Consider the following 19,373-nt stretch of genomic DNA (forward strand, 5'->3'; position numbering starts at 1 on the left):
GCCCTTGCTCGCCACGATCCTGCTTCCAGACCTGCTGTCCGTTGCCGTTCCGGCTGCCACCACCACCGCTGCGCCGACGCGGCTGGACCCGGTGCAACTCTTCCTCGATGCCGATATCGTCGTTCAGGCGGTGATGGCGGGTCTGATCCTTGCCTCGATCTGGGTCTGGGCGATCATCGTCTCCTTTTCGATGAAAATGGGCAGCATCGACCGCCGCAACCGCGCGTTCGAGGAACGGTTCTGGCAGGCAGACGATATCGAACCGCTGGTGCGCAGCGATGCCGACCTGCCTTCGCGCCGCATCGCATCGGCGGGCATCGGTGAATGGAAAGCTTCGACCCGCGGCGGCGTGAAAGACCGTGACGGCCTGCGCCAGCGGCTGTCCAGCACATTGGATGCCGCCGTCACCAACGAGAGCGATACGCTGGCCGAGAAGCTCAACTTCCTCGCCACCGTAGGGTCGGTCGCGCCGTTTGTCGGCCTGTTCGGCACCGTGTGGGGCATCATGAACAGCTTTTTCCAGATCGGCGCGCAGGAGAACACCTCGCTGGCGGTCGTCGCGCCCGGCATTTCGGAGGCTCTGTTCGCTACCGCCATCGGGCTTTTCGCGGCCATTCCCGCGGTCATCGCCTACAACCGCTTTTCGCACCGGGTGAATGCGTTCGAGACAAAGCTTTACCGCTTTTCCGACCGGTTCAACGCCTCGCTCAGCCGCGAACTGGAGGCGATGTAAGTGGGCGCAAGGCTCGCATCGCCGGGCGGGGGACGCGGACGCCGGGGCAGGGGCGGTCGCGCCCCGATGGCCGAGATTAACGTGACGCCGATGGTCGACGTCATGCTGGTGCTGTTGATCATTTTCATGGTCGCCGCGCCGCTGTTGGTCGCAGGCGTTCCGGTCGATCTGCCAGACAGTCAGGCAGAGGCGCTGGACAATCAGGACCGGCAAGTGACCGTCAGCCTCGACGAACAGGGCCTGATCTACATCGACGAAACGCGCGTCCCCGCCGGGGCTTTTGCAGAGCGTTTGGCCATGATTTCGCCCAGCGGTCAGACCGCGCCGCCGGTGGTGCTACGCGCCGACCGTGCGCTCGATTACGGGCGGGTCGTGGCGGTGATGGGCGCGCTGAACAAGGCGGGTTTCCGACAGATTTCGTTGGTCACCCACGGTTCATCGGAAAGCCCATAGGCCTGAACGAATGCGTCTAGCCACGCCCTTCTCTGAAATCGGCCATGCCGCCCGGTTCGGGCGCGACGACCGCTTGGGCCTTGCCGTCGCACTGGCCCTGCATGTCGTCTTGGTGCTGATCCTTGCCTTGTGGGACAAGGATGCGCCGAAGATGGACGTGCCAGACCGGATCGCGGTGACCGTGTCGGACGAGATCGCGCTGGAATCGATTTCGCCCAACCCGATGGCCAACCCCGCGCCATCGGTCGGGGCGGAGATCGGTGAAGCGCAGCAGGCATCGCAGGCCGTGCAATCCACCGTGGCCCCACGCGAAGTGGCGGAAACCCGCCCTGCGCTCGTCCCCGCTCCGTCGCAGACGCGCGCTCAGCCCGCAGCGCCCAGCAAACCGCAACCCGCTGACCGATCCGACCGTCGCCGTCCCGATGCGCCCTCGCAGGGCAGCCGGATCGGCAACGACTTTCTGACCGGCACTGGCGGCAGAGGCAGCGATGCGGATCAGCCCGCAGCCCGCGCCGGGCCGTTGACGGCCGCCTCGCTGTCCAGCGCGATCAGCCGCCAGCTGCGCCCGCATTGGAATGCGCCGCAGGGCGTGGATGCGGAAAAGCTCGTAACGATACTGTCGTGGCAGATGAACGCGGACGGTTCCTTGAAAGGGCGTCCGCAGGTCGTCAGCCAGGCGGGTATTACCGACAGCAACAGCGCACAGGCCGACCGCCATGCCGAACTCGCCATCCGCGCGGTTCAGTTGGCCGCACCGTTCGACCTGCCGCGCGAATACTATGACCAGTGGAAGAACGTGAGCTCGTTCCGCTTCGACCGGAGACTTTGAGGATGACCAAGAGCACCAACATCGCCGGCGTGATCAGCGCCGCCTTGCTTGCCTTCACCGCGCAGCCCGTGCTGGCGCAGGATGGCGGCCTGACCGGTTCGGTTTCGGACGAGAGCGAATGGCAGGATCTTGGCATCGCGATCCCCGCGTTTCCCGCGCAGCAGGACGTGCCGACCGCCGCCGCGCCCAAGACCACCTCTGCACTGGGCGTTGAGCTGGCGCGCATCATCACCGCCGACCTGAAGAACAACGGCCTGTTCCGCCCCGTCGGCCCGGACGCATTGCCGCGCATTGCCTTTACCGAGGCGACCAACCCGCAGTTCGGACGCTGGACCCCGCTGGGCAGTGAGATGCTGGTGCACGGTTTCGTCCGCGCCGCGGCGGATGGGCAATTGACGGTCGGCTGCTACCTCTATGACGTGCAATTGCAGAGCGAGCTGGTCCGTGAAGGCTATGTCGTCAGCCCCAGTGACTGGCGCCGCGCCGCGCACAAGTGCGCCGACCTCATCTACTCGCGCCTGTCGGGCGAAGACCCGTTCTTCGATTCCAAGATCGCCTACATCGCGGAAACCGGGCCGAAGGGTAACCGGCGCAAGCGTCTGGCCATCATGGACAGCGACGGGGCGAACCACACATTCATCACGAGCGGATCGAGCACGGCGCTGACCCCGCGCTATTCGCCAGACTATTCAAAGATCGCCTACCTTTCGTACAACGATGGCAACCCCCGCATCTATGTCTATGATATCAACAGCAAGTCGCAGACGCTGGTCGCACAGAGCAGCAACCCGACTTTCGCCCCGCGCTGGTCGCCCGATGGCCGCTACATCCTCTATTCGATGGCCACGGCGGGCAATACCGACATCTATCGCGTGTCTAGCGCGGGTGGCGGCACGCCGGTCAAGCTGACCAACAGCCCCGGAATTGACATCGGCGGATCGTATTCGCCCGACGGCAAGCGCATCGTGTTCGAAAGCGACCGTTCGGGCAGCCAGCAAATCTATGTGATGGACGCCGACGGCGGCAATCAAAAACGGATCAGCTTCTTCGGCGGCCGTGCCGCGACCCCGGAATGGAGTCCGCGCGGCGACCAGATCGCGTTCACCCACATCACCGGCAATTTCCGCATCGCCACGATGAGCCCCGGCGGCGGCAACGTCCGCCACCTGACCAACGCATGGCAGGACGAGGCCCCGACATGGAGCCCGAACGGCCGCATCATCCAGTTCTTCCGCACCGAACGCGGATCGGGCCGCACCGGCCTGTGGCAGGTCGACCTGACCGGCCGTCATTTGCGTAAACTCGAAACGCCAGAGGATGCTTCCGACCCTTCGTGGGGACCGGTTCGGCCTTAAGCGCGTTAGGGTATCACACCCATCGCGTGAACGGGCCGGGTCGCACCGCCAAGCGCGTCAACAAGAACGGGATCCGGGATGTGCCCGGACCCACACCTGAAGGAGCATGCCCTATGTCCATCCTGCGCACCCGTATGGTTGCCCCGATCGCGCTGATCGCCGCCGGTTCGCTCGCGCTTGGCGCGTGTAAGACGACGCCCGACGAACTTCCGCCCGAGCCCACCCCGACCCCGGTCGCAACTTCGACGTCGACGCCCGGTGGCCCCGTTCCGGGCAGCCAGGCTGACTTCATCGCCTCGGTCGCATCGGACACCGTCTATTTCGACACCGACCGCTTCAACATCGACAGCGCCGACATGGCCACGTTGCAGAGCCAGGCTCAGTGGTTGATGCAGTATGCGAACAAGCGCATCACCATCGAAGGCCACTGCGACGAACGCGGCACCCGCGAATACAACCTCGCGCTGGGTGAAAAGCGTGCCAATGCGGCGAAGAACTACCTTGTCAGCCTCGGCATCGCGGCATCGCGTATCTCGACCGTCAGCTATGGCAAGGAACGTCCGGTTGCGATGGGTTCCGACGAATCGTCGTGGGCCCAGAATCGCCGTGCGGTTACCGTCACCATTCAGTAATCGCCACAATCCTGCCAGCGGAGGTTCCCCTTGGCCCGCGATCGGGCTAATTGCACTGCAACATGGCCCGATCGAAACGTTCCATAGACTGGGGATTCCCCCGCTGGCGCGGCTATGAAGCTGGTCGCGAGGCGCAGAGCGTGCGCCTTTGCGACCGGGTTGGCTGCGAAGAATCGGGCGACTGTCCGGCTCCAAAAAGCCCGAACAGCAACGAACGCTGGTATTTCTGCCAGACCCACGCCGCCGAGTATAACAAGGGTTGGGATTATTTCGCCGGGCTGTCGGCAGAGGAAGCCGCCGCTCGCGCCGCCGACGAACAGCGCGACAATGCCGGGTTCCGCGAAAGTGCGCACTATGGCTGGACCGGTTCCGGCGACGGGTCGCGCAGCCGGGACGAGATCAACGCACTCGATCTGCTCGATCTGGAATACGATGTCGACTTTGCGACCATCAAGAAGGCGTGGCGCGCCAAGGCGAAGGAAGTGCACCCGGACGTAAAGCCGGGCGACGACGAAGCCGCCAAGGAATTCCACAAACTGCAACTGGCTTACGAGGTCCTCCGTGCCGCAGAGGAACGCCGCCAGTGGGCAGGGCCTACCGCCCGCTAGCTTTCCGGCCAGACCGGGGGAGGCGGGCCAAGCTCGGCATCGTCCCATAAGCCCGCTATCACCAGCAACCGGTCGTAGAGCGGGTTGGGAAACGCTGGCACATCGGGCAGCGGCACGCCGGGGGCCTGCTCTCCCTTTATCGTCGCGCGTTCCAGTGCTTTTTTCGCAGCGCGCCGTGCCCGAATGCCATTTCCGCGATCGTGGTGGATGAAGGCCAGCGCAACCTGCCCGGCAAAGGACATGTCGGAAATCGGCCAGCCCATCAGCTTCAGCGCTTCGTCATAGCGGTCACGATGCCGCCCGGTGGCGACCAGCGCGGCATATTCCCACCGGGCCGGGCTCATCAGGCCTTTTACCTTGTCGCGCTCTGTCCGTGCCGCCAGCGCCAGATCGTCCAGCGTCGCGCTAACGTCGCCACGTTTTGCGCGGGCATTGGCGCGGGCGTTCAGGGCGCGGGCGGTCTCGAACTCGTCGTTGCAGGCCAGCGAGCGTTCGAAGAGCGCCTCTGCATCGTCCGGGTGTTCCGCCGCAATGCCATCGGCCTTGATCCACAAGTACGCCGCCTTCTGCCTGCGGGCGCGGGCAATCTTCTTCTCGAACAGTTCGCGCGTTTCGGCGCTCCAGTCCGGTCCGCGATACCAGTCCTCGCTACCCAAATGCGCCTCCGCCGATCCAGTCTTCTACTATCGCCGCAAACAGCGCGGGATTGGTTTCGGGCATAAAGTGATCGGCGCCCGCTACAATGTCCAGCGTGGCATTGGGCAGGTGCTGGGCCAGCGCCTTGCTGGGAATGCTGAACGCGGGGCGCGTATTCGCGCCCATCGCGACACAGCAGCGGGTCTTGATCGTGGCCAGCTTGTCCGGCCCGATCTCGGTCGGAGGCTCTCCACCGCCCATCAAAAGCGACAGCATCGGGGCGTTCGACAGGTACATGGCCTGACGATCCTGCGCCAGCGTGGCGAAACTGCGCCCCACCAGCTGGCGCACCGCCGCTTCCGGCCCCTCCTTTTGCATCACCGCCCCGACGGCCCCGTACATGCTGTGCGCGTCCTTGCCATAGGTAGCGCGGTCGTCAGGGTCACTCACGTATTGGGCTAGGCCCGCTTCATAGAACAAGGCGGAGGCAAACCGGGCAGGCGCGTCGAGTAACGCCTGAAGCCCGACATGGACCGCATAGGACCAGCAGACGAGATGCACGTCGCCGCCCATGGCATCGGCCAGCGCGGCAACCTCCATCGCGTGGAGCCGTGGTCCGAAACGCGACCCGTCGTCGGGCCACTCGGCTTCTCCGAAATAGGAAAGCGTGATTGCTTCTGTCTGCCATTCGGCAGGGAGGGCGGCGATGATCGGGGTCCAGACCCGCGCATCGGCGGCTGCGCCGTGCACGAACAGGATTTTTGGCGGATTGGCCATGTCGAATTCCTCTCGCCACCGGACTAACAAACTTGCGCCCTTGCGCAAGGATGGAACCGCGCCGCGATGCTCCCGTTAAGCAGGCAAATCGACTTACAGGAGACCCGACCCAGTGCAGACCACCATTCCCGACGTAGTTCTGAAAACCCGCGTGCGCGACGAAAGCATCGGCGGCGACAACCCCTTCCGCTGGCAGGATTACCCGGTGCGACAGGAATGGGCGGGCAAGACCGTGGTAATCTTCTCGCTGCCCGGTGCCTTCACCCCGACCTGCACGAACGAACAATGTCCCGCGTTCGAGCGTCTGCACGACGATCTTTGCGCAGCTGGGGCGGACGAGGTGTTTTGCATCTCGGTCAACGATGCCTTTGTGATGTACCAGTGGGGCAAGCATCTTGGCGTAGAGATGGTCCGCATGCTGCCCGACGGCAATGGCGATTTCACCCGGCGGATGGGCATGCTGATTGACAAGCGGCATCTGGGTTTCGGCATGCGGTCTTGGCGTTATGCGATGATCGTCCGCGATAACGAAGTCGTAGGATGGTTTCCCGAACCCGGCATCAACGACGCGGGCGAAAACGGCGATCCCTATGGCGAAAGCGCACCCGAACACGTGCTGGCCGCCTTGCGTGGAATGGCCTAGCATCTGAACATGGCCGATGCGCGCCCGATCATCGTCACCGCGACGTTGCCGCCGGAACTGGCGGCTGTCGCCAATCGATTGCGGCGCGCGCATTTCCCGCCGGATCGGAACTACCTCGACGCGCACCTTACCCTGTTTCACGCAATTCCGCCTTCGTGCGGGGACGAATTGCGGCGCCTGTTGGCCGAGTTGGCAGCGAATGAAGGGCCGGTGCCGGGTGAGGTCGTCGGTGTGATGTCGCTGGGTCGGGGAACCGCAATCAGGCTGGAAAGCCCGGAGTTGCTGGACCTGCGCGACCGGATTGCCGACCGGTTTGCGGGATGCCTGACTGCGCAGGACGATCACCGGCCGCGCCTGCATGTAACGGTTCAGAACAAAATTACCTCGCAAGAGGCGCGTGACCTGCAGGCACAGTTGGGGGCGCAAATCATGCCCGGCCCGATCCGATTTCCCGCGCTGGAGATGTATTTCTACGATGGCGGCCCGTGGGAAGTCGCTGGAAAATGGCCTTTTCGCGGGAAGGGGCGCAACAGGCATTGACCGCGCGAAACCTGCGCCCTATGTGCCGCGCCTGCCCGGCGTTTCAGGATGCCGGATGCCCGATGGGGCGGAGTAGCTCAGCTGGTTAGAGCAGCGGAATCATAATCCGCGTGTCGGGGGTTCAAGTCCCTCCTCCGCTACCACCGATACCGTACCTTTGCGCAGTTTTGGGGCTTGGCCTTGGCCGAGGGCTGTTAGCAGCGCCAGTCTTCCTTCGACATCGATGTGCATGCCGCGGGCGTCTTCCTTTGGGGTGAGGATGATGCGGTCGATCAGGGCGCGCAGGGCGTTTCTGGCCTGTCTTGCGTTGTCGGGGCTGGCGTCGTCCAGCAAGGCCGTCAGGTCAGCCACTGCCTTCCGGTAGGCGTTGGCGATGTTCGGGTGGAGCGTTACCACCTTTGCAGCCGATGCGTCCTGCATCGTTTCGGCCACACTGGCGCGGTCTTCCTTCAGTGCCTTCAACCGCGCGACGACTTCGGGGATGTCGTCTGCGCCTGCCTCTATCGCCTGCATCAGCCGGTTTATCTGGCGGTCCAGTTCGGCGGCCTTTCTGGTCTGGCGGGCGAGGGTGGCGCGTTCCTCTGACTGCAGGGCCGCGCGTTCTTCGTGGTACGTTTTCACGACCCTTGCGATGCGGTCGGGCGACAGCAGTTCCCTTTCCATTCCGGCCAGCACGCGGCGTTCCAGTGCCGGGTTGTCCATCGTGCGCCGATTGGTGCAAGTGCCCTGCCTTCTGGCGTTGGTGCAGCCCCATTTCCCGTCGGCGACGATCGCCATGTTGCCGCCGCACTGACCGCAGGCGATCAGGCCCGACAGCAGCTTGCGCGGGCGGTGCTGTCTCTTGAAATCCCAGTCCTTCCACTCTGCCTTGCGTTCGCGCACCGCTTCCCACTGGGCGCGGGTGACGATGGCGAGATCGGGGACCGGCGTGATCTGCCAGTCTTCGCGCGGGTTGACGCGGGGGACGCGGCGGCGGGTTTCCGGATCGCGGACCATGCGGGTGCGGTTATAGACCAGTTCACCGACGTAGATCGCGTTGCACAGGATGCCGTTGCCGCGCACCGCATCGCCGTTGATCGTGCTGACGTTCCAGCCCTTTCCAGTCGGCCCCGGCACGCCTTCCGCATTCAGGCGGCGGGCGATGGCCAGCGGCGATTCCCCATCCAGATATTCGCGATAGATGCGGCGGATAATTTCTGCCTGGTCTTCGTCGATTTCGCGCAGGCCGCGTTCGGGTTCGCCGCGCGCGTCCAGTTTGTGGACCTTGCGATAGCCGTAGACGATATTGCCGGGCACGCGTCCGCTGGCGACCCGGCCCGACTGGCCGCGCCTGATCTTGTCGGCCAGATCCTTGCGGAACAGGCTGGCCATTGTGCCCTTGAAGCCGATCTGCAGTTCGTCGATCGCGCCTTCGGACAGGGTGACGATGCGCGCGCCCGCGAACTGGATCCGCTTGTGGATATTGGCAAGGTCTTCCTGATCGCGCGAGAGGCGGTCGATCGCCTCTGCCAGCACCATTTCCGCCTTGCCGGCGGCGATGTGTTCGATCAGGGCGTTGAGGCCGGGGCGGTTCCGCACCGCGCCGCTGATGGCATAGTCGGAAAAGACCTGCGTGACCGTCCAACCTTCGCGCTCTGCCCTCTGTGAGCAGATGCGCACCTGATCCTCGATCGAGCTATCTTTCTGCAGCTGGCTGCTGAAGCGGGCGTAGATCGCGGTGCGCATTTATGGGTTCCGGAGTGGCGGCGAGCGAATCGGCATGATGCTGCCGCGCGAGGATGCGCGCAATGGTCATGGCGATCACGTCTAGCGGATCGTCATCGACCGGGATGCGCGCGGGGGCGGTCATGGGGTGGGCACCGCGTCGTGCTGGATGCCGTCGAGCAGGCGGCCAGCGGCTTTCTTGCCGACGCGTTGGAACGCAAAGTGCTCGAATTCGGGGATTGCCCAAAGTCCGTCATCCCATTTCGGATCAGCATCGATGTCGACCGGCAGCAATGCGTGATGATCCTCACGACGACCGTTCTGTGATTCCCACTCCGGCGGGCAGCCGGGTTCCCACGGCAACCATTCCCCCCACTGCTTGAACGTGAAGGCAACGCCTGCGCTGGCGCATTGGTCGCGCAGGGATCGTGTCCAGTCGGGATGCATAGGTCGGGCGTTGGGGCCGGATTCGCCGCCGGCGATTACCCAGTTGATCTGCGGGTCGAAGGCCCACTGACCATCGGACGATGGTTCTGAATATCGCCACGGCGCATCGGACGGGCACACGTCACAGCGGTATTCCGGTTCACCACCACAACATGCGCCCGTTGGATCAAAGTAATTCAGCAAATCCACCGGCCCCAGCAGCGGTTCGGCGCTGATGAAGCGGATCGCAGCGGGGGTGGCGAGAAGGTCGGGAATGCGCTCATCGGCTCGGCGCTGGTCCTCGACGCTGACGCCGAGCCATACGTTCGGGAGTGGCCAAGTTTCATCGAGGTCCGGCGCAATAGCGCGCAGGTCATCAGACCGCCGATGAAGCGGGTCGACGTGCTCAGCGATGATCGCGTCGATCTCGCAATCAATTCTTTCGACCAAATATCCCGAAAAATATTCTCGCATCCGCTCGCTGCGCTTGGTCAGGACCATATGCCGGTGCTGCGGCGTCAGGGCCATCACGGCAAATTGCTGGTCGATCCATTGGCCGGGCACGCTTTCGTGGAACAGGTCGCCGTGCGCGTTCCAGAAGATCGCGCGAGGCTTTTGCCAGCGCAGCACCTGGTCCAGCGCCTTGGGGTTTTCCCGCACCTCGCCGGTCCAGACCATGCCGCCCGCCGTCTTTTCGGTCAGGCCCTGCCGCACGGGGAAGCGGTGCGCCTGTTTCATCGCATAGCAGTGCTTGCATCCGGGCGAGAGGACGGAGCAGCCGTTGACATAGTTCACGGTCGCGTCGGCCCATTCGATCTTGGTCTTGTCAGCCATCATTGCCACCATTCGGGTAGGAACGGGCGCGCGGCGGCGGCCAGTTCGGGGTGGAACCAGAACGCAGCGAGGATCATCAGACCCGCGAGGGCGATGGATTCGCCGGGGTTCATGCAGCTGCCTTTCTTTCGGGTTCGATGGCTGGGACCGGGCCTTCCGCGCGGGGCGGGAGGGGGAGGGGGCCGATGATGGGCTGGGCGACGGCGCGGTAGAGTTCCAGCAGGCGCAGGTAGCGCTGATGCGTTTCCGGCGTCGGGGCATGGCGGTGCATCGCCTCTGCGGCGCAGGTCGCGCGGGACAGTTCCGCCATCGCCTGGTGCTGGAAGCCGAGCGGGTCCTTTCCGTCCGGGCGCACGTCCCACCAGATCATGTCGCGCGGGTCTATGCCGGGGCGGAACTGCGCGGCCAGATCGGGCGGCAGGACCGCGCCCGCCTTCAGCGCGATGACGCACCACCAGCGCAGTTTCGTGTCGGCCTGATCGGCGGTGGCCATGCGGTTCGCGACGGCCTTGCGCAGCGAGGCGCGGCGGCGGTCGAGTTCGGCGAGGGCGAGTTGGGGGAGAGTGGTCATGCCGCGATTCCAGTGATTTCCGGCAAGCTGCGGCGGCTCATGGAAAGGGTGAAACCAAGCTCGCGTTCCTTTGCCACGTAACGGGCGTATAACTTGGGGCGTAGTTCGGCGGCGCGCTTCAGGTCGCTGTCGCAGGCCATGATACAAAAGGCGCAGCTCTTGCGGCGCATTCCAGCTGCGTAGACCCAGTGGGCCTCTTGTCCGGCTTGGGCGATCGTGGCGAAAACAGTGGTCTCGCTCATATCGTGGATCGGCAGCCACTCGTACCAGTTGCGCCCAGCCTTCGAGTTGCGGGCAGATACCTTGAGTGTTTCGAGCTTTGCGCGGGAGCTGCTTTCCTCGGCGCGAAGTCCCATGCAATTGACAATCAGGCCGTTGAACTGCGGATTCGCCTTGAGGTAGCGGCGGACCTCGCGCTCAATCGGCCCGCGCTTCAGATCGCTGGTGCACTGCCGGTTGGACGGTGACGGGAACATGCGACGGCGGTCAACCATCGTCCAGAAGTCGGTGACCGATTTGCAGACGATGAGAGGCAGTCCCGCTGTCGTCTTTCGGATCAGCTCTTCGCAGCCATCCCACTCGACATCACCCAACTCTGCATGCACGACGAGTAGCTGATCGTCAGGCACCAATGTGCGGACGATCACAGTCATGGCTTGGCTGTCCTTCCCGCCACTGTGATTGATGACAAAGAGCGCGCCTTCGTCGATCAGATGTTGGATGGCTTTGACCTGACTTTCCATCACAGCCGCCCCAGTGTGGCGACGGCGCCGTAGATCAGGGCGGCCCAGATGGGGGCCGAGGCGAGGCTGAGGGTGACGAGGCCACGGCGGCGGGTGCGCAGGGCCTCTGCCATCGGGTCGTCGCGGAGCATCCAGTCCTGGTAGTACGGTTCCGGTTTCATGGCTGTGCTGGCTCCAGCAAGAGGATCAGGGCTTGGCACGCGGCGATCAGGGCGATCACCGCGGCGAGGATCGCGGCGCTTTCGTGCCAGTCTTTGCGGGTGAAGGTGCGCAGGGTTTCGATCATGAGAGGGTTCCTGCATTGAAGATCAGCGCGGCGACGGCGAGGCCGAAGGCGGTGACGAGCAGTTCGCGCCAATAGGTTTGCGCAAAGTTCATGCGGCAATCTCCGGTTGCGGGATGATTTTGGCCGCTTCGTTCTGGCCTATCGCTGCGCTGCTTGAGGCCGGGGCGGCGAACTTGTCGGTCTCGTTGCCCCACGCAGCCCAACCGGGGCGGGGTTCGCGGGCGAAGAGTTCGACGCGGGGGACGTTGCCGAACATGCGTTCGAGGCGTTCTGCCGCCTCTGGCGGTTTGCGGCTGTGTTCGCGGCGCGGAGCGACGATTAGCTGGCGGACGTCGTGCGCCCGGACCGGCAGGCCCTTGCCGCGCCGGAACAGCCAGCACGGTTCGATCTGCTTGCGCGAGAAGTAGCCCATCGACATCGGCAGCGGCGCAATGTCGCCGGTGAACATGTCGACCTGCTGGGCGTGGATCAGCTTTTGCTTTGCCCAGTAAAACAGGTCGGTCACGAAGCGGTCGAAACCCCACGCGGCGGCGAGATCGAACGCGACGTCGAGGTGGCTGCCGACGAGCCACATGGCCAGCACGGCATCCTTCGCCGCCAGATCGGCCACCGGGAGGGCGGACATTTCCTCGACGCTCATGGTCGGATAGTGGTCTTCCGCTTCGCGGAAGGTCTTCTGCGTAGGCGTGCGGCGGCGGCCATCGTGGGTGTTGAATGCCCACGGCGGGTCGGCATAGATCAGGCCGTAGCCTCCATTGGGGCGCTGCTCGATCATGCGGCTTGCCGCTCGGAAGAGGGTAGGGGTTGATACCCCGGCAGGTGGTGTTTGCCGGCAGGGTCGCAGGCGAAGTGACGGGCGAGGGCCTGCAGGCCCCGGGCACGCTCGACGTTTTCGGTATTGCGTTCCGCCGCCTCTATGCCGCGATCGCGGGCGTTGGCGAGTTCGGCGATCCATTTGGCGCGAGGGCAGATATCACGGGCGACGAGCAGCCGGGTCGTGCGGTCACGGCCCTGCGGATCGAAGTCGCGGGCCAGCACGTCCGCCAGTTCGGGCAAGTCCGCGCCCGAGAGGACCGCAATGGCCGTCCACGGGCGTAGCAGCGCCTCTGCCCGGGCGGGTGTGATGCGGTTGGCGGCGACCTGTTGCTGCGCGGTCTTGCGGCGCAGGCGGTATTCGCGGGCGGCGATTTCGGCAGCGCTACCGCCTTCGGCTACTTGAGCGTAAATGTTCATCACGCGGCGCGCCGACGTTGCTGGGCGCGGGTCTCGATGGCGTCGATCTGGCGTTCGCAGACGTCTGCGGCGGGCGCGGTTAAGGTGCGGCTTGCTCCGCCTACCGCTGCGCTACTTGAGGCGGGGGCCAGATGCTGGACCGGCGACAGCTTCTGAACGAGCAGGCGTCCATCGGCGCGGCGCTGGATGATGCGGACCGGGTCGCCCTGCGGCTTCAGATAGCCGGTGCTGCCGGGGTACGGGAAGGCTGCCTTGGTTTCGAGCATGGGTTTCTCCCTGATGGACGCAGGGGTATGTGCACTAATTGCACACCATGATCAAGTCTCAAAGTGCATCAAATGCACATCCAGGCGTCCGACTAATCCTCGTCGGGCCAAAATTCCCGACTTTGGGATGCTGGATCAGTTGGGGGAGGCAGGGGCAAATCGGGCGATTCGCCGTGGAATGCTGCGCGCACCCAAGCCGCCGTAGGGCCGATACCCTGAAAGATGGCGCGCACTTCGACGCCTGACGCTATGAGGGCGCCGATGCGGCCGCAGCGTTCGGCAGTCAGATAGCCGATCTGAATGCCGCGTGCACTGAACACGGCAACGGCGCGCGGGTCAGCCGGGTTTTCAGGTTCCCGGCGCAGTTCGACCGGTTCGCCGGGCGAGCACAGAGAGAGTTCGAAGCGTCGGCCAGGACCGCGCCGGTTGGGGTAATCGATCCCAACGACGGCGAGGGACATCTGCGGAAGGGTCAAAGGCTAACCGAAGAATGCCTGAATTTTGTCGGCAAAGGCAACGAGAGCAGCGATCACCGCCAGCATGATAAGGAGCCGGGTGTCGATGTAGCTCTTGCTCGGAAGATGGGACACCTTCTCGTTCAAGGTGGCGAGTTTGACCTCAACCTCTCCCAAACCGTCACCCAGCTTGTCGAGGCGGTGTTCGAGACGGGAAACGCGGTGGTCCATACCATCGAATGTGCCATCTCCCCCACCGCCTTTCAAGTCCGCAATCTGCCTATCCTTTTCGGCCAGCTGCAACCGCATGAACGTAAGGTCGACAGGGGTGGGTTCAATCATCGTCCTGCCCCGTCATGGCTTTATATCGAGTCCACATGGCGTCCGCCCGCTTGCCGATTTCGTCGATCTGTCTTTTGAGCACTTCCCTGTCGTCGATCTGTACGCCGAGAAGCGCGATCTGAATATCGCGCATGGCGACGACCATGTCAGCGAGAACGCCAGCAAGATCAGATTTGGTGACCGGTTCGGCCATCCGCTCAGCCAATGATTTTCCGCGCATCTACAAGCCCCTTGCCACCCAGATGGCGCGGCCTTCGATGCGCAAGTCCCCCGCATCAACCTCTTGATCGGCCATTGCCGGGTTGTCCGAGATGACGAGAATGCGGTCGCGCCCGACGGTGCGAAGACGTTTGATGCCAGCAGCGCCGTAAAGGTCGATCCAGTAGATGCCGTCCTGCCGCGCCAGCTGGCGATCCGCGATGTCGATCATGATGGCATCGCCCCAGTTCAGGGTTGGATACATGCTGTCGCCGATCCCGGTAACGAGACGGAGATTGTTTGACGGGGATCGGGTGATCGCACGGATAAAGGCCAGATCGAAGTTGACGGGTTCTGCCTCTACATAGCCGTCAATCAACGTCCCTGACCCCATTGAGAGTGAAAGGTCCAGCTTCTGTATCTGTACGACCTCGCCGGTGTCGGTTGCAGGTGAAGAAGGCATCGGCGGGGGAACGGACGTCGTGATGCCAGCGCGAAAAAGCACTTCGTCACGCGACACTTGCAACAGGTCTGCAACCGCGTCGGCGCGGCGGGCGTTCATGTCGACTTTGCCATTCACAATCTTGTTCGCGACCGAGCGTTCAACGCCCAGCGCGGCAGCAAGTGAGGCATCGGTCACGCCGAGTTCGCGCTTTCGCTTTTTGATCCATTCAGTGTCCACCGCGCCTCTGTGCAACTCACGCACAAAAATGTCGTGCGCATATTTTGCACATTGCGGGCTTGACGAATGTGCACTTCTTGCACAATAACGCTGCATCATGACAATGCTCGCAGCCTACATGGAACGCAACAAGATCAGCGACGCGGACCTTGCCGTCGTGATCGGCAAGGATCGATCGATCGTAAATCGCATCCGGCAGGGCAAAATGCGCCCGACACTAGAGGTTGCGGCTCTCATCGAGAGACACACCAACGGAGAGATTCCGATGCAAGCGTGGGTATCTGAGGAAGGTGCTGCCGCATGATCGAGCATCACATCAAGCCCGTTTCGGGCGGCAAGCCTGTCAGCCCGCGCCCCATTCATAACGCCACTTTCGTCCCGCGCTCTCGTTTCCACTGCGACGGGCGACCGTCCGAACGGTGGGATGGCGAGAGGTGGGTGCCCTGGGACTGGCGGAACGATCGGGAGTTGGGGGAATGACCGATGGCTTTGCATTGCCGAGTCCTTCGGGCTGGCGGAGATTTCTTAACGGGCAATGGGTCGAGATCATTGGACCTGTCGACTCCCGCGAAATATTAGGCACGCCCGCCCGGTTGCGCGAGTTCCAAGGCACCGCGTGCCGCCTCGGAAAGAGCAAGTAGATGGTGCGCGTCGATCAGGAATGCGGCGGGTCCCCCGAAGTCTTTCAGGGTCAGCCGCAAGGCAGCCATGCCGCTATCGTCAAAGGGTTTGAGGTGAAGGTCGGTGACGGTGGGCAAGCCGGGGTCCTTCGGCATCGCGTCGAAGCCCGCGTTGGCAAGAACGGTACCAAACTGCAGGGCGGCGTCTGGTTCAAAGACAATCTTTCGTCTGCGGCCATCCAAAGGCACTTCGAAAACGATGCGACCATCTTCGCGAATTGCGATCCGGGCCTCGTCCTTGTTAATGATAGCCATTCTTCCTCCGTCAGCGATTTGACCGATCGTACGGTGGCCGAAGCCGGAGGCGATGGCAACGCCCCCGACGGACGGGTCGATGGTGGGATTCCAGCGGAAGTTGGCGAGTTCATTCACAGGGTCAGCGGTATCAGCCCCGATGGCGATCCGTCGCCCGATTATGCGCTGCCGGATATCGGGCCCGATATCGGAGACACGGCGGATGGCGAGCCGGATCGCGAGGCGGCGGGGCCCGATGTGAACGATTGCGCCGATGGCGGTGGCCTCAACTCCGCCATCGGTCGGTCCGCCGGGCCCGTGGAGGCCCCCAACATACCGGGTTCGGCGGACCTGTGCATGCAAAGCGAATACGAAAATGCCGATGGTAGTGGCCGTCACGCTGCCGCTGGTCGGCCCCCCGAACCCAGACCGACTACCAATCCGCCGGGTTCGGGGGGCCTTTTCGCGCATGGGTTAAGCTTGATAGCGGGCACGGGACGCTGCGGCGGGTGTGACCTGTCGCTGGACGACCCTGCCGTGCGGCAATGCCGCGATGCGCGGTGCCCGCAGCGGGTGGCGGCATGACGACCGATCGCACGGTTCGCCTTTCGCCCGAGGAAAAGGCGCTGAAGCTGGCCACCGCCGATGCGGTGCGCGCGGCGGGCGGGCAGGTTTTCGTCGGTGAGGAAGTCGGGCGCACGCAGTCGGTGATTTCCGATTACGGGTCGACCAGCACGCGTAGTTTCATGCCGCTGGATATCGTGCGCAAGGTGGAGGCGCTGAGCGCCGGGGCACCGGGTGCGCCGCATATCACCCGCGCTCTGGCGCGGGCGCAGGGGTTGTCGCTGGATTGCCATGCCGATCCGCGATCCGACGATTTCGATCTGGGCGACTGGATGGCGCGTCTTGCCGCCGAAAGCGCCGACGTGATGGCGCAGATGGCGGGGCACAACCTGTCCGCCACCTGCGCCGCGATGTCGGACAATGCCCGGGCCGACATGTGCCGCGAGCTGGACCAGCTGGAGGACGTGGTCCGCCAGTGCCGCGCCGCGATGGAGCGCGACGATCCCGATTCATCCTGACGCGCCGGTTGTTTCGCGAGGCAGAGGTTCAACGGGATCGATGATGGGGAATTTCATGGCAAGGGTAGAGGAACAGGGGGCGGCACCGCGCGGGGCGACGAATGCCCGCGATGCGCAGGTGTTGACGCCCGCCGACCTGACGAAATGGCTGATGGCGGCGCAGGCCGGGGCGCGGATCACCTATGCGCGGCTGTGCGATGTACGCCCGACACTGCGGCAGGCGACGACGGCGGCGATGATCCTGCTGGTGCGGCAATATGACGAGCGCGGCATGTTGCGCGCGCATTACATCGGCAAGCGCAACGGCGGGCCCGCCTATATCGTGGTGCGGACCGACCGTCCGTGGGTTGCCGGTATGGCTGCCGGGGTGCGGTCATGATCGCGGCGGCGGATTTCATCGCGGCGCAGGGCCTGACCTGTCGCGCGTTGCCGCCGATGGGTGCGCGCCCGTCGCAGACGGTGAGTGCGTTTCCGGTTGGCAGTCGCGACTGGAACGTGATGGCGGTGGCCGTCTGGAACCCGGCGCGCATCGTGATCGAGGTGGTGCGCGAAGGCTTGCTGGAAGCGGTGCCGATGTCGTTTCACCGGGCGTGCGAGTTGACCGACGAAGTCGCGCGCGGCCTGCGCGCAGCCGGGGCCGAGGCCGCGCGGGTGACCGTACACGGCGTGACGTTCGCCAGCGAGGAAGCCGAGGCGCTGGACGACGTGCTGCGCCGCGCGATCGCGTTGTTCGATGACGAGAACCGGCCATGAGCGGCGAGGGCGTGATGGCGGCGCATCCGGCGCAGGTCTTTGCGGGCGAGGGTGACCGGCCTGACAGCGCCGAGGTGCTGGCCGAGCGGCAGGCCATTCTGGCGCAGCTGGGGAAGCACCGCGAGCGGCTGCACAAGCTGGGCGGCGATGCCGACGACGCGGGTCTGGTCGAGGCATTCGAATTGCGGATCGAGGTGCATCGCCTTGACGGCCTGATCGCGGTGATCGGGCAGGGGCTGCACCGGGTGGAACCGGAGAACCAGCCATCATGAGCGAGACAACCGTCAAGATCGATACCGGTGATGGGCCGGTGGATGTGACCCACGCCCTCAAGCAGCGAAGCGGTAGGGCAGACGATGACGCCATCAAGCAGCGGAGCGGTAGGGCAGAAGTAAAACCCCGCGATACCCGGAAGCGGGCGGTGCGGGTGCGGGCCGGTACCTTGCATGCGGCGGTGAAGGACGTGGCGGGGCTGGTGCCCGGGCGCACCGAAATCCCGATCCTGAGCCATGTCGAGTTTCAAGTGCGTGATGGATCCATATTAGTCACCGCGACCGACCTGGACTGCTGGGTTTCGCGGTCGCTGGCCAGCAACGACCGGGACGGGCCGAGCGGTGACGACTGGGCGGCAACGGTGCGCGGGTTTGCCGTGGCGATGCCGGGCAAGGCGCTGGAAAAGATACTGAAAGGGTTCGATCCCGATGCGATGGTGACGCTGGCGCTGGAAACCGACGATGGCGCGCCCGACGATCTGACCGAAACATATACCGGGCAGGTGACGATCACGTCGGGGCGGGCGCGGTTCCGGATCGACTGCCTGCCGGCGGCCGACTTTCCCGCCGTCCCGCCGATCGGCGAGGCGGTGGATTTCGCGATGGCCTGTTCGGCGCTGGACGATGCCTTCGCGCGGGTGGCCCATGCGGTCAGCACCGAAGAGACGCGCTATTACCTGAACGGCGTGTTCTGGCACCTGTGGCAGGAGCAGGGCGCGGCATCCGAACTGCGCATGGTTGCGACCGACGGCAGCCGTCTTGCCCGCCTGTCGCTGGACGTGCCCGAAGGCGCGATGCGGCTGCCCGATACCATCGTGCCGCGCCGGACCGTGACGCTGCTGGAAAAGTTGCTGGGGCAGGCGGTGAAGACCGGCGAGAATTCGGACCATGTGCCCGAGGTGGAGATCGAGCGCGGGTTGAACAGCGACCTGCTGCGTTATGCCATGCCCGCCGCCGACGGGGGCGAGGTGGTGGTGGTCAGCAAGTGCGTGGACGGCACGTTTCCCGAATACGCGCGGATCTTCAGCGGCATCGTCGCGGTGGATGATCCGGCGAAAGTGACCCTGCCGCGCGCGGCCCTGCTGTCCGCGATCCAGCGCATTGCCGCGTTGACCGACAGCAAGAGCCGTGCGGTGCGGTTCGCGGCGGCGGACGATGTTGCGACCGTTTCTGTCGTGGTGGCAGGGCTGGGCGGCGGCAGCGAGGACCTGACCGTCGTTTACGAAGGCCGCCCGATTGCGGTGGGCTTTAACAGCGAGTTCTGGCGGCAGGCGCTGACCGCGATCGCCAGCGACGACGTGCGCATGACGTTCGGCGACGATGCGGCGGGGCCGGTGCTGGTGGAGGCGGTGACGTCCGACGACGGCACGCGGCTGCTGCAAGTGCTGATGCCGATGAAGGTCTGA

At 64.4% G+C, this 19,373-nt stretch carries 33 protein-coding genes, 1 tRNA gene and 1 pseudogene; 18 read left to right on the forward strand and 17 right to left on the reverse strand.

Translation table 11 applies throughout. From position 1 onward, the window contains the following. The first annotated feature begins 4 nt into the window (after positions 1–4). From tolQ to AB433_RS07350, 6 genes are all read left to right on the forward strand, one after another. Positions 5–733, forward strand: coding sequence for a protein TolQ (gene tolQ / locus AB433_RS07325; RefSeq protein ID WP_375782410.1), 729 nt, complete (start codon positions 5–7; stop codon positions 731–733). A gap of 66 nt (positions 734–799) precedes the next feature. Further along, complete coding sequence (locus AB433_RS07330; protein ID WP_047820522.1) at positions 800–1,186, forward strand: ExbD/TolR family protein; 387 nt, start codon at positions 800–802, stop codon at positions 1,184–1,186. Between the two features lie 10 nt (positions 1,187–1,196). Beyond that, a complete protein-coding gene (locus tag AB433_RS07335) occupies positions 1,197–2,015 on the forward strand; it encodes a hypothetical protein (protein WP_047820523.1) in 819 nt (272 codons plus the stop codon). A gap of 2 nt (positions 2,016–2,017) precedes the next feature. Beyond that, positions 2,018–3,370 (forward strand): Tol-Pal system beta propeller repeat protein TolB, encoded by a 1,353-nt coding sequence (gene tolB / locus AB433_RS07340; protein WP_047820524.1) that lies wholly within the window; start codon positions 2,018–2,020, stop codon positions 3,368–3,370. A 113-nt stretch (positions 3,371–3,483) separates the two neighbouring features. Then, the gene (pal, locus tag AB433_RS07345; RefSeq protein WP_245626615.1) at positions 3,484–4,002 is read left to right on the forward strand and encodes a peptidoglycan-associated lipoprotein Pal; all 519 of its coding nucleotides are present in this window, start codon (positions 3,484–3,486) and stop codon (positions 4,000–4,002) included. Between the two features lie 62 nt (positions 4,003–4,064). Further along, positions 4,065–4,610, forward strand: coding sequence for a J domain-containing protein (locus AB433_RS07350; RefSeq protein ID WP_047820525.1), 546 nt, complete (start codon positions 4,065–4,067; stop codon positions 4,608–4,610). On the opposite strand, the gene AB433_RS19425 is transcribed toward AB433_RS07350, so the two are convergent. After that, positions 4,607–5,266, reverse strand: a complete 660-nt coding sequence (locus AB433_RS19425; RefSeq protein ID WP_053059039.1) for a hypothetical protein — start codon at positions 5,264–5,266, stop codon at positions 4,607–4,609. The two genes, AB433_RS07350 and AB433_RS19425, sit on opposite strands and share 4 nt — an antisense overlap. Next, complete coding sequence (locus tag AB433_RS07360; RefSeq protein WP_047820526.1) at positions 5,259–6,023, reverse strand: alpha/beta fold hydrolase; 765 nt, start codon at positions 6,021–6,023, stop codon at positions 5,259–5,261. Before AB433_RS07360 ends, AB433_RS19425 begins: the two co-directional genes overlap by 8 nt. A gap of 112 nt (positions 6,024–6,135) precedes the next feature. Here AB433_RS07360 and AB433_RS07365 point away from each other — a divergent pair, with 112 nt between their 5' ends. The 4 genes from AB433_RS07365 to AB433_RS21225 all read left to right on the forward strand — a co-directional run bounded on the left by AB433_RS07365 (position 6,136) and on the right by AB433_RS21225 (position 7,791). Then, entirely contained in the window at positions 6,136–6,666 is a 531-nt protein-coding gene (locus tag AB433_RS07365; protein WP_047820527.1) for a peroxiredoxin, read from the forward strand. Positions 6,667–6,675: 9 nt separating this feature from the next. Next, positions 6,676–7,206 (forward strand): 2'-5' RNA ligase family protein, encoded by a 531-nt coding sequence (locus tag AB433_RS07370; RefSeq protein WP_047820528.1) that lies wholly within the window; start codon positions 6,676–6,678, stop codon positions 7,204–7,206. 66 nt (positions 7,207–7,272) lie between these two features. Beyond that, positions 7,273–7,349: transfer RNA gene (locus AB433_RS07375), tRNA-Met, on the forward strand. 82 nt (positions 7,350–7,431) lie between these two features. Next, positions 7,432–7,791 (forward strand): hypothetical protein, encoded by a 360-nt coding sequence (locus AB433_RS21225; protein WP_047820529.1) that lies wholly within the window; start codon positions 7,432–7,434, stop codon positions 7,789–7,791. A gap of 138 nt (positions 7,792–7,929) precedes the next feature. Here the strand turns inward: AB433_RS21225 and AB433_RS21760 are convergent. The 14 genes and pseudogenes from AB433_RS21760 to AB433_RS07435 form a co-directional block, all read right to left on the reverse strand. Continuing rightward, positions 7,930–8,931, reverse strand: a pseudogene (locus AB433_RS21760) (recombinase family protein); the annotation flags it as partial. Beyond that, a complete protein-coding gene (locus tag AB433_RS20430; protein ID WP_156170720.1) occupies positions 8,882–9,055 on the reverse strand; it encodes a hypothetical protein in 174 nt (57 codons plus the stop codon). The gene AB433_RS20430 and the pseudogene AB433_RS21760, both read right to left, overlap by 50 nt. Next, on the reverse strand, positions 9,052–10,182 hold the full coding sequence (locus tag AB433_RS07390; protein WP_053059040.1) for a phage Gp37/Gp68 family protein: 1,131 nt from the start codon (positions 10,180–10,182) through the stop codon (positions 9,052–9,054). The genes AB433_RS20430 and AB433_RS07390 overlap by 4 nt, the downstream gene beginning before the upstream one ends. Before the next feature lie 97 nt (positions 10,183–10,279). Beyond that, positions 10,280–10,741 carry a hypothetical protein gene (locus tag AB433_RS07395; RefSeq protein WP_047820531.1) on the reverse strand — a complete coding sequence of 154 codons (462 nt, stop codon included), beginning with the start codon at positions 10,739–10,741 and terminating at the stop codon, positions 10,280–10,282. Further along, positions 10,738–11,484, reverse strand: a complete 747-nt coding sequence (locus AB433_RS07400; RefSeq protein ID WP_053059041.1) for a phosphoadenosine phosphosulfate reductase domain-containing protein — start codon at positions 11,482–11,484, stop codon at positions 10,738–10,740. Before AB433_RS07400 ends, AB433_RS07395 begins: the two co-directional genes overlap by 4 nt. Further along, entirely contained in the window at positions 11,484–11,645 is a 162-nt protein-coding gene (locus tag AB433_RS20435) for a hypothetical protein (RefSeq protein WP_156170721.1), read from the reverse strand. The genes AB433_RS07400 and AB433_RS20435 overlap by 1 nt, the downstream gene beginning before the upstream one ends. Further along, positions 11,642–11,770: a hypothetical protein gene (locus AB433_RS21540; RefSeq protein ID WP_260182033.1), complete on the reverse strand. Its 129-nt coding sequence runs from the start codon at positions 11,768–11,770 to the stop codon at positions 11,642–11,644. The genes AB433_RS20435 and AB433_RS21540 overlap by 4 nt, the downstream gene beginning before the upstream one ends. An 88-nt stretch (positions 11,771–11,858) precedes the next feature. Then, positions 11,859–12,545 carry an MT-A70 family methyltransferase gene (locus AB433_RS07405; protein ID WP_047820532.1) on the reverse strand — a complete coding sequence of 229 codons (687 nt, stop codon included), beginning with the start codon at positions 12,543–12,545 and terminating at the stop codon, positions 11,859–11,861. After that, complete coding sequence (locus AB433_RS20780; protein ID WP_047820533.1) at positions 12,542–13,003, reverse strand: hypothetical protein; 462 nt, start codon at positions 13,001–13,003, stop codon at positions 12,542–12,544. Before AB433_RS20780 ends, AB433_RS07405 begins: the two co-directional genes overlap by 4 nt. Continuing rightward, a complete protein-coding gene (locus tag AB433_RS07415; RefSeq protein ID WP_047820534.1) occupies positions 13,003–13,269 on the reverse strand; it encodes a hypothetical protein in 267 nt (88 codons plus the stop codon). The genes AB433_RS20780 and AB433_RS07415 overlap by 1 nt, the downstream gene beginning before the upstream one ends. A gap of 92 nt (positions 13,270–13,361) precedes the next feature. Next, positions 13,362–13,745 (reverse strand): HIRAN domain-containing protein, encoded by a 384-nt coding sequence (locus AB433_RS07420; RefSeq protein ID WP_082134828.1) that lies wholly within the window; start codon positions 13,743–13,745, stop codon positions 13,362–13,364. 3 nt (positions 13,746–13,748) lie between these two features. After that, positions 13,749–14,066 carry a hypothetical protein gene (locus AB433_RS07425; protein WP_156170722.1) on the reverse strand — a complete coding sequence of 106 codons (318 nt, stop codon included), beginning with the start codon at positions 14,064–14,066 and terminating at the stop codon, positions 13,749–13,751. Beyond that, positions 14,059–14,286 (reverse strand): hypothetical protein, encoded by a 228-nt coding sequence (locus AB433_RS07430; protein WP_156170723.1) that lies wholly within the window; start codon positions 14,284–14,286, stop codon positions 14,059–14,061. The genes AB433_RS07425 and AB433_RS07430 overlap by 8 nt, the downstream gene beginning before the upstream one ends. Then, complete coding sequence (locus AB433_RS07435; RefSeq protein ID WP_082134829.1) at positions 14,287–15,045, reverse strand: LexA family transcriptional regulator; 759 nt, start codon at positions 15,043–15,045, stop codon at positions 14,287–14,289. Between AB433_RS07435 and AB433_RS07440 the strand changes: the two genes are divergently transcribed. After that, positions 15,044–15,250: a helix-turn-helix domain-containing protein gene (locus tag AB433_RS07440; RefSeq protein WP_082134830.1), complete on the forward strand. Its 207-nt coding sequence runs from the start codon at positions 15,044–15,046 to the stop codon at positions 15,248–15,250. The genes AB433_RS07435 and AB433_RS07440 overlap by 2 nt on opposite strands. Further along, the gene (locus tag AB433_RS20440; RefSeq protein ID WP_156170724.1) at positions 15,247–15,426 is read left to right on the forward strand and encodes a hypothetical protein; all 180 of its coding nucleotides are present in this window, start codon (positions 15,247–15,249) and stop codon (positions 15,424–15,426) included. Before AB433_RS07440 ends, AB433_RS20440 begins: the two co-directional genes overlap by 4 nt. 95 nt (positions 15,427–15,521) lie before the next feature. Here AB433_RS20440 and AB433_RS07445 read toward each other — a convergent pair whose 3' ends face one another. Next, a complete protein-coding gene (locus AB433_RS07445; RefSeq protein WP_047820539.1) occupies positions 15,522–15,881 on the reverse strand; it encodes a hypothetical protein in 360 nt (119 codons plus the stop codon). A gap of 18 nt (positions 15,882–15,899) precedes the next feature. Here AB433_RS07445 and AB433_RS07450 point away from each other — a divergent pair, with 18 nt between their 5' ends. Genes AB433_RS07450 through dnaN form a run of 6 tightly spaced genes read left to right on the forward strand, consistent with a single transcriptional unit; the run spans position 15,900 to position 19,373 of the window. After that, a complete protein-coding gene (locus AB433_RS07450) occupies positions 15,900–16,445 on the forward strand; it encodes a hypothetical protein (protein ID WP_047820540.1) in 546 nt (181 codons plus the stop codon). Further along, a complete protein-coding gene (locus tag AB433_RS07455) occupies positions 16,442–16,942 on the forward strand; it encodes a hypothetical protein (RefSeq protein ID WP_047820541.1) in 501 nt (166 codons plus the stop codon). The genes AB433_RS07450 and AB433_RS07455 overlap by 4 nt, the downstream gene beginning before the upstream one ends. A 55-nt stretch (positions 16,943–16,997) precedes the next feature. Then, positions 16,998–17,321, forward strand: a complete 324-nt coding sequence (locus tag AB433_RS07460; RefSeq protein WP_047820542.1) for a hypothetical protein — start codon at positions 16,998–17,000, stop codon at positions 17,319–17,321. After that, positions 17,318–17,695 carry a hypothetical protein gene (locus AB433_RS07465; protein ID WP_047820543.1) on the forward strand — a complete coding sequence of 126 codons (378 nt, stop codon included), beginning with the start codon at positions 17,318–17,320 and terminating at the stop codon, positions 17,693–17,695. The genes AB433_RS07460 and AB433_RS07465 overlap by 4 nt, the downstream gene beginning before the upstream one ends. Continuing rightward, positions 17,692–17,967: a hypothetical protein gene (locus tag AB433_RS07470; RefSeq protein WP_047820544.1), complete on the forward strand. Its 276-nt coding sequence runs from the start codon at positions 17,692–17,694 to the stop codon at positions 17,965–17,967. Before AB433_RS07465 ends, AB433_RS07470 begins: the two co-directional genes overlap by 4 nt. Next, a complete protein-coding gene (gene dnaN / locus AB433_RS07475) occupies positions 17,964–19,373 on the forward strand; it encodes a DNA polymerase III subunit beta (protein WP_047820545.1) in 1,410 nt (469 codons plus the stop codon). Before AB433_RS07470 ends, dnaN begins: the two co-directional genes overlap by 4 nt.

Source organism: Croceicoccus naphthovorans, assembly GCF_001028705.1.
Taxonomy (GTDB): Bacteria; Pseudomonadota; Alphaproteobacteria; order Sphingomonadales; family Sphingomonadaceae; genus Croceicoccus; species Croceicoccus naphthovorans.

Coding starts and splice junctions, on each gene's coding strand:
- AB433_RS07445 (WP_047820539.1), bottom strand. CDS start 15,881: ATGGCTATCATTAACAAGGACGAGGCCCGGATCGCAATTCGCGAAGAT.
- AB433_RS07335 (WP_047820523.1), top strand. CDS start 1,197: ATGCGTCTAGCCACGCCCTTCTCTGAAATCGGCCATGCCGCCCGGTTC.
- tolB (WP_047820524.1), top strand. CDS start 2,018: ATGACCAAGAGCACCAACATCGCCGGCGTGATCAGCGCCGCCTTGCTT.
- AB433_RS07390 (WP_053059040.1), bottom strand. CDS start 10,182: ATGGTGGCAATGATGGCTGACAAGACCAAGATCGAATGGGCCGACGCG.
- AB433_RS07460 (WP_047820542.1), top strand. CDS start 16,998: ATGGCAAGGGTAGAGGAACAGGGGGCGGCACCGCGCGGGGCGACGAAT.
- AB433_RS07405 (WP_047820532.1), bottom strand. CDS start 12,545: ATGATCGAGCAGCGCCCCAATGGAGGCTACGGCCTGATCTATGCCGAC.
- AB433_RS20780 (WP_047820533.1), bottom strand. CDS start 13,003: ATGAACATTTACGCTCAAGTAGCCGAAGGCGGTAGCGCTGCCGAAATC.
- AB433_RS07360 (WP_047820526.1), bottom strand. CDS start 6,023: ATGGCCAATCCGCCAAAAATCCTGTTCGTGCACGGCGCAGCCGCCGAT.
- AB433_RS07455 (WP_047820541.1), top strand. CDS start 16,442: ATGACGACCGATCGCACGGTTCGCCTTTCGCCCGAGGAAAAGGCGCTG.
- AB433_RS07370 (WP_047820528.1), top strand. CDS start 6,676: ATGGCCGATGCGCGCCCGATCATCGTCACCGCGACGTTGCCGCCGGAA.
- AB433_RS20430 (WP_156170720.1), bottom strand. CDS start 9,055: ATGACCGCCCCCGCGCGCATCCCGGTCGATGACGATCCGCTAGACGTG.
- AB433_RS21540 (WP_260182033.1), bottom strand. CDS start 11,770: ATGATCGAAACCCTGCGCACCTTCACCCGCAAAGACTGGCACGAAAGC.
- AB433_RS07415 (WP_047820534.1), bottom strand. CDS start 13,269: ATGCTCGAAACCAAGGCAGCCTTCCCGTACCCCGGCAGCACCGGCTAT.
- AB433_RS07400 (WP_053059041.1), bottom strand. CDS start 11,484: ATGGAAAGTCAGGTCAAAGCCATCCAACATCTGATCGACGAAGGCGCG.
- AB433_RS20440 (WP_156170724.1), top strand. CDS start 15,247: ATGATCGAGCATCACATCAAGCCCGTTTCGGGCGGCAAGCCTGTCAGC.
- AB433_RS07425 (WP_156170722.1), bottom strand. CDS start 14,066: ATGATTGAACCCACCCCTGTCGACCTTACGTTCATGCGGTTGCAGCTG.
- AB433_RS20435 (WP_156170721.1), bottom strand. CDS start 11,645: ATGAAACCGGAACCGTACTACCAGGACTGGATGCTCCGCGACGACCCG.
- AB433_RS07470 (WP_047820544.1), top strand. CDS start 17,692: ATGAGCGGCGAGGGCGTGATGGCGGCGCATCCGGCGCAGGTCTTTGCG.
- AB433_RS07350 (WP_047820525.1), top strand. CDS start 4,065: ATGGCCCGATCGAAACGTTCCATAGACTGGGGATTCCCCCGCTGGCGC.
- AB433_RS07430 (WP_156170723.1), bottom strand. CDS start 14,286: ATGCGCGGAAAATCATTGGCTGAGCGGATGGCCGAACCGGTCACCAAA.
- AB433_RS07435 (WP_082134829.1), bottom strand. CDS start 15,045: ATGATGCAGCGTTATTGTGCAAGAAGTGCACATTCGTCAAGCCCGCAA.
- pal (WP_245626615.1), top strand. CDS start 3,484: ATGTCCATCCTGCGCACCCGTATGGTTGCCCCGATCGCGCTGATCGCC.
- AB433_RS07395 (WP_047820531.1), bottom strand. CDS start 10,741: ATGACCACTCTCCCCCAACTCGCCCTCGCCGAACTCGACCGCCGCCGC.
- AB433_RS07330 (WP_047820522.1), top strand. CDS start 800: ATGGCCGAGATTAACGTGACGCCGATGGTCGACGTCATGCTGGTGCTG.
- AB433_RS07440 (WP_082134830.1), top strand. CDS start 15,044: ATGACAATGCTCGCAGCCTACATGGAACGCAACAAGATCAGCGACGCG.
- AB433_RS07465 (WP_047820543.1), top strand. CDS start 17,318: ATGATCGCGGCGGCGGATTTCATCGCGGCGCAGGGCCTGACCTGTCGC.
- dnaN (WP_047820545.1), top strand. CDS start 17,964: ATGAGCGAGACAACCGTCAAGATCGATACCGGTGATGGGCCGGTGGAT.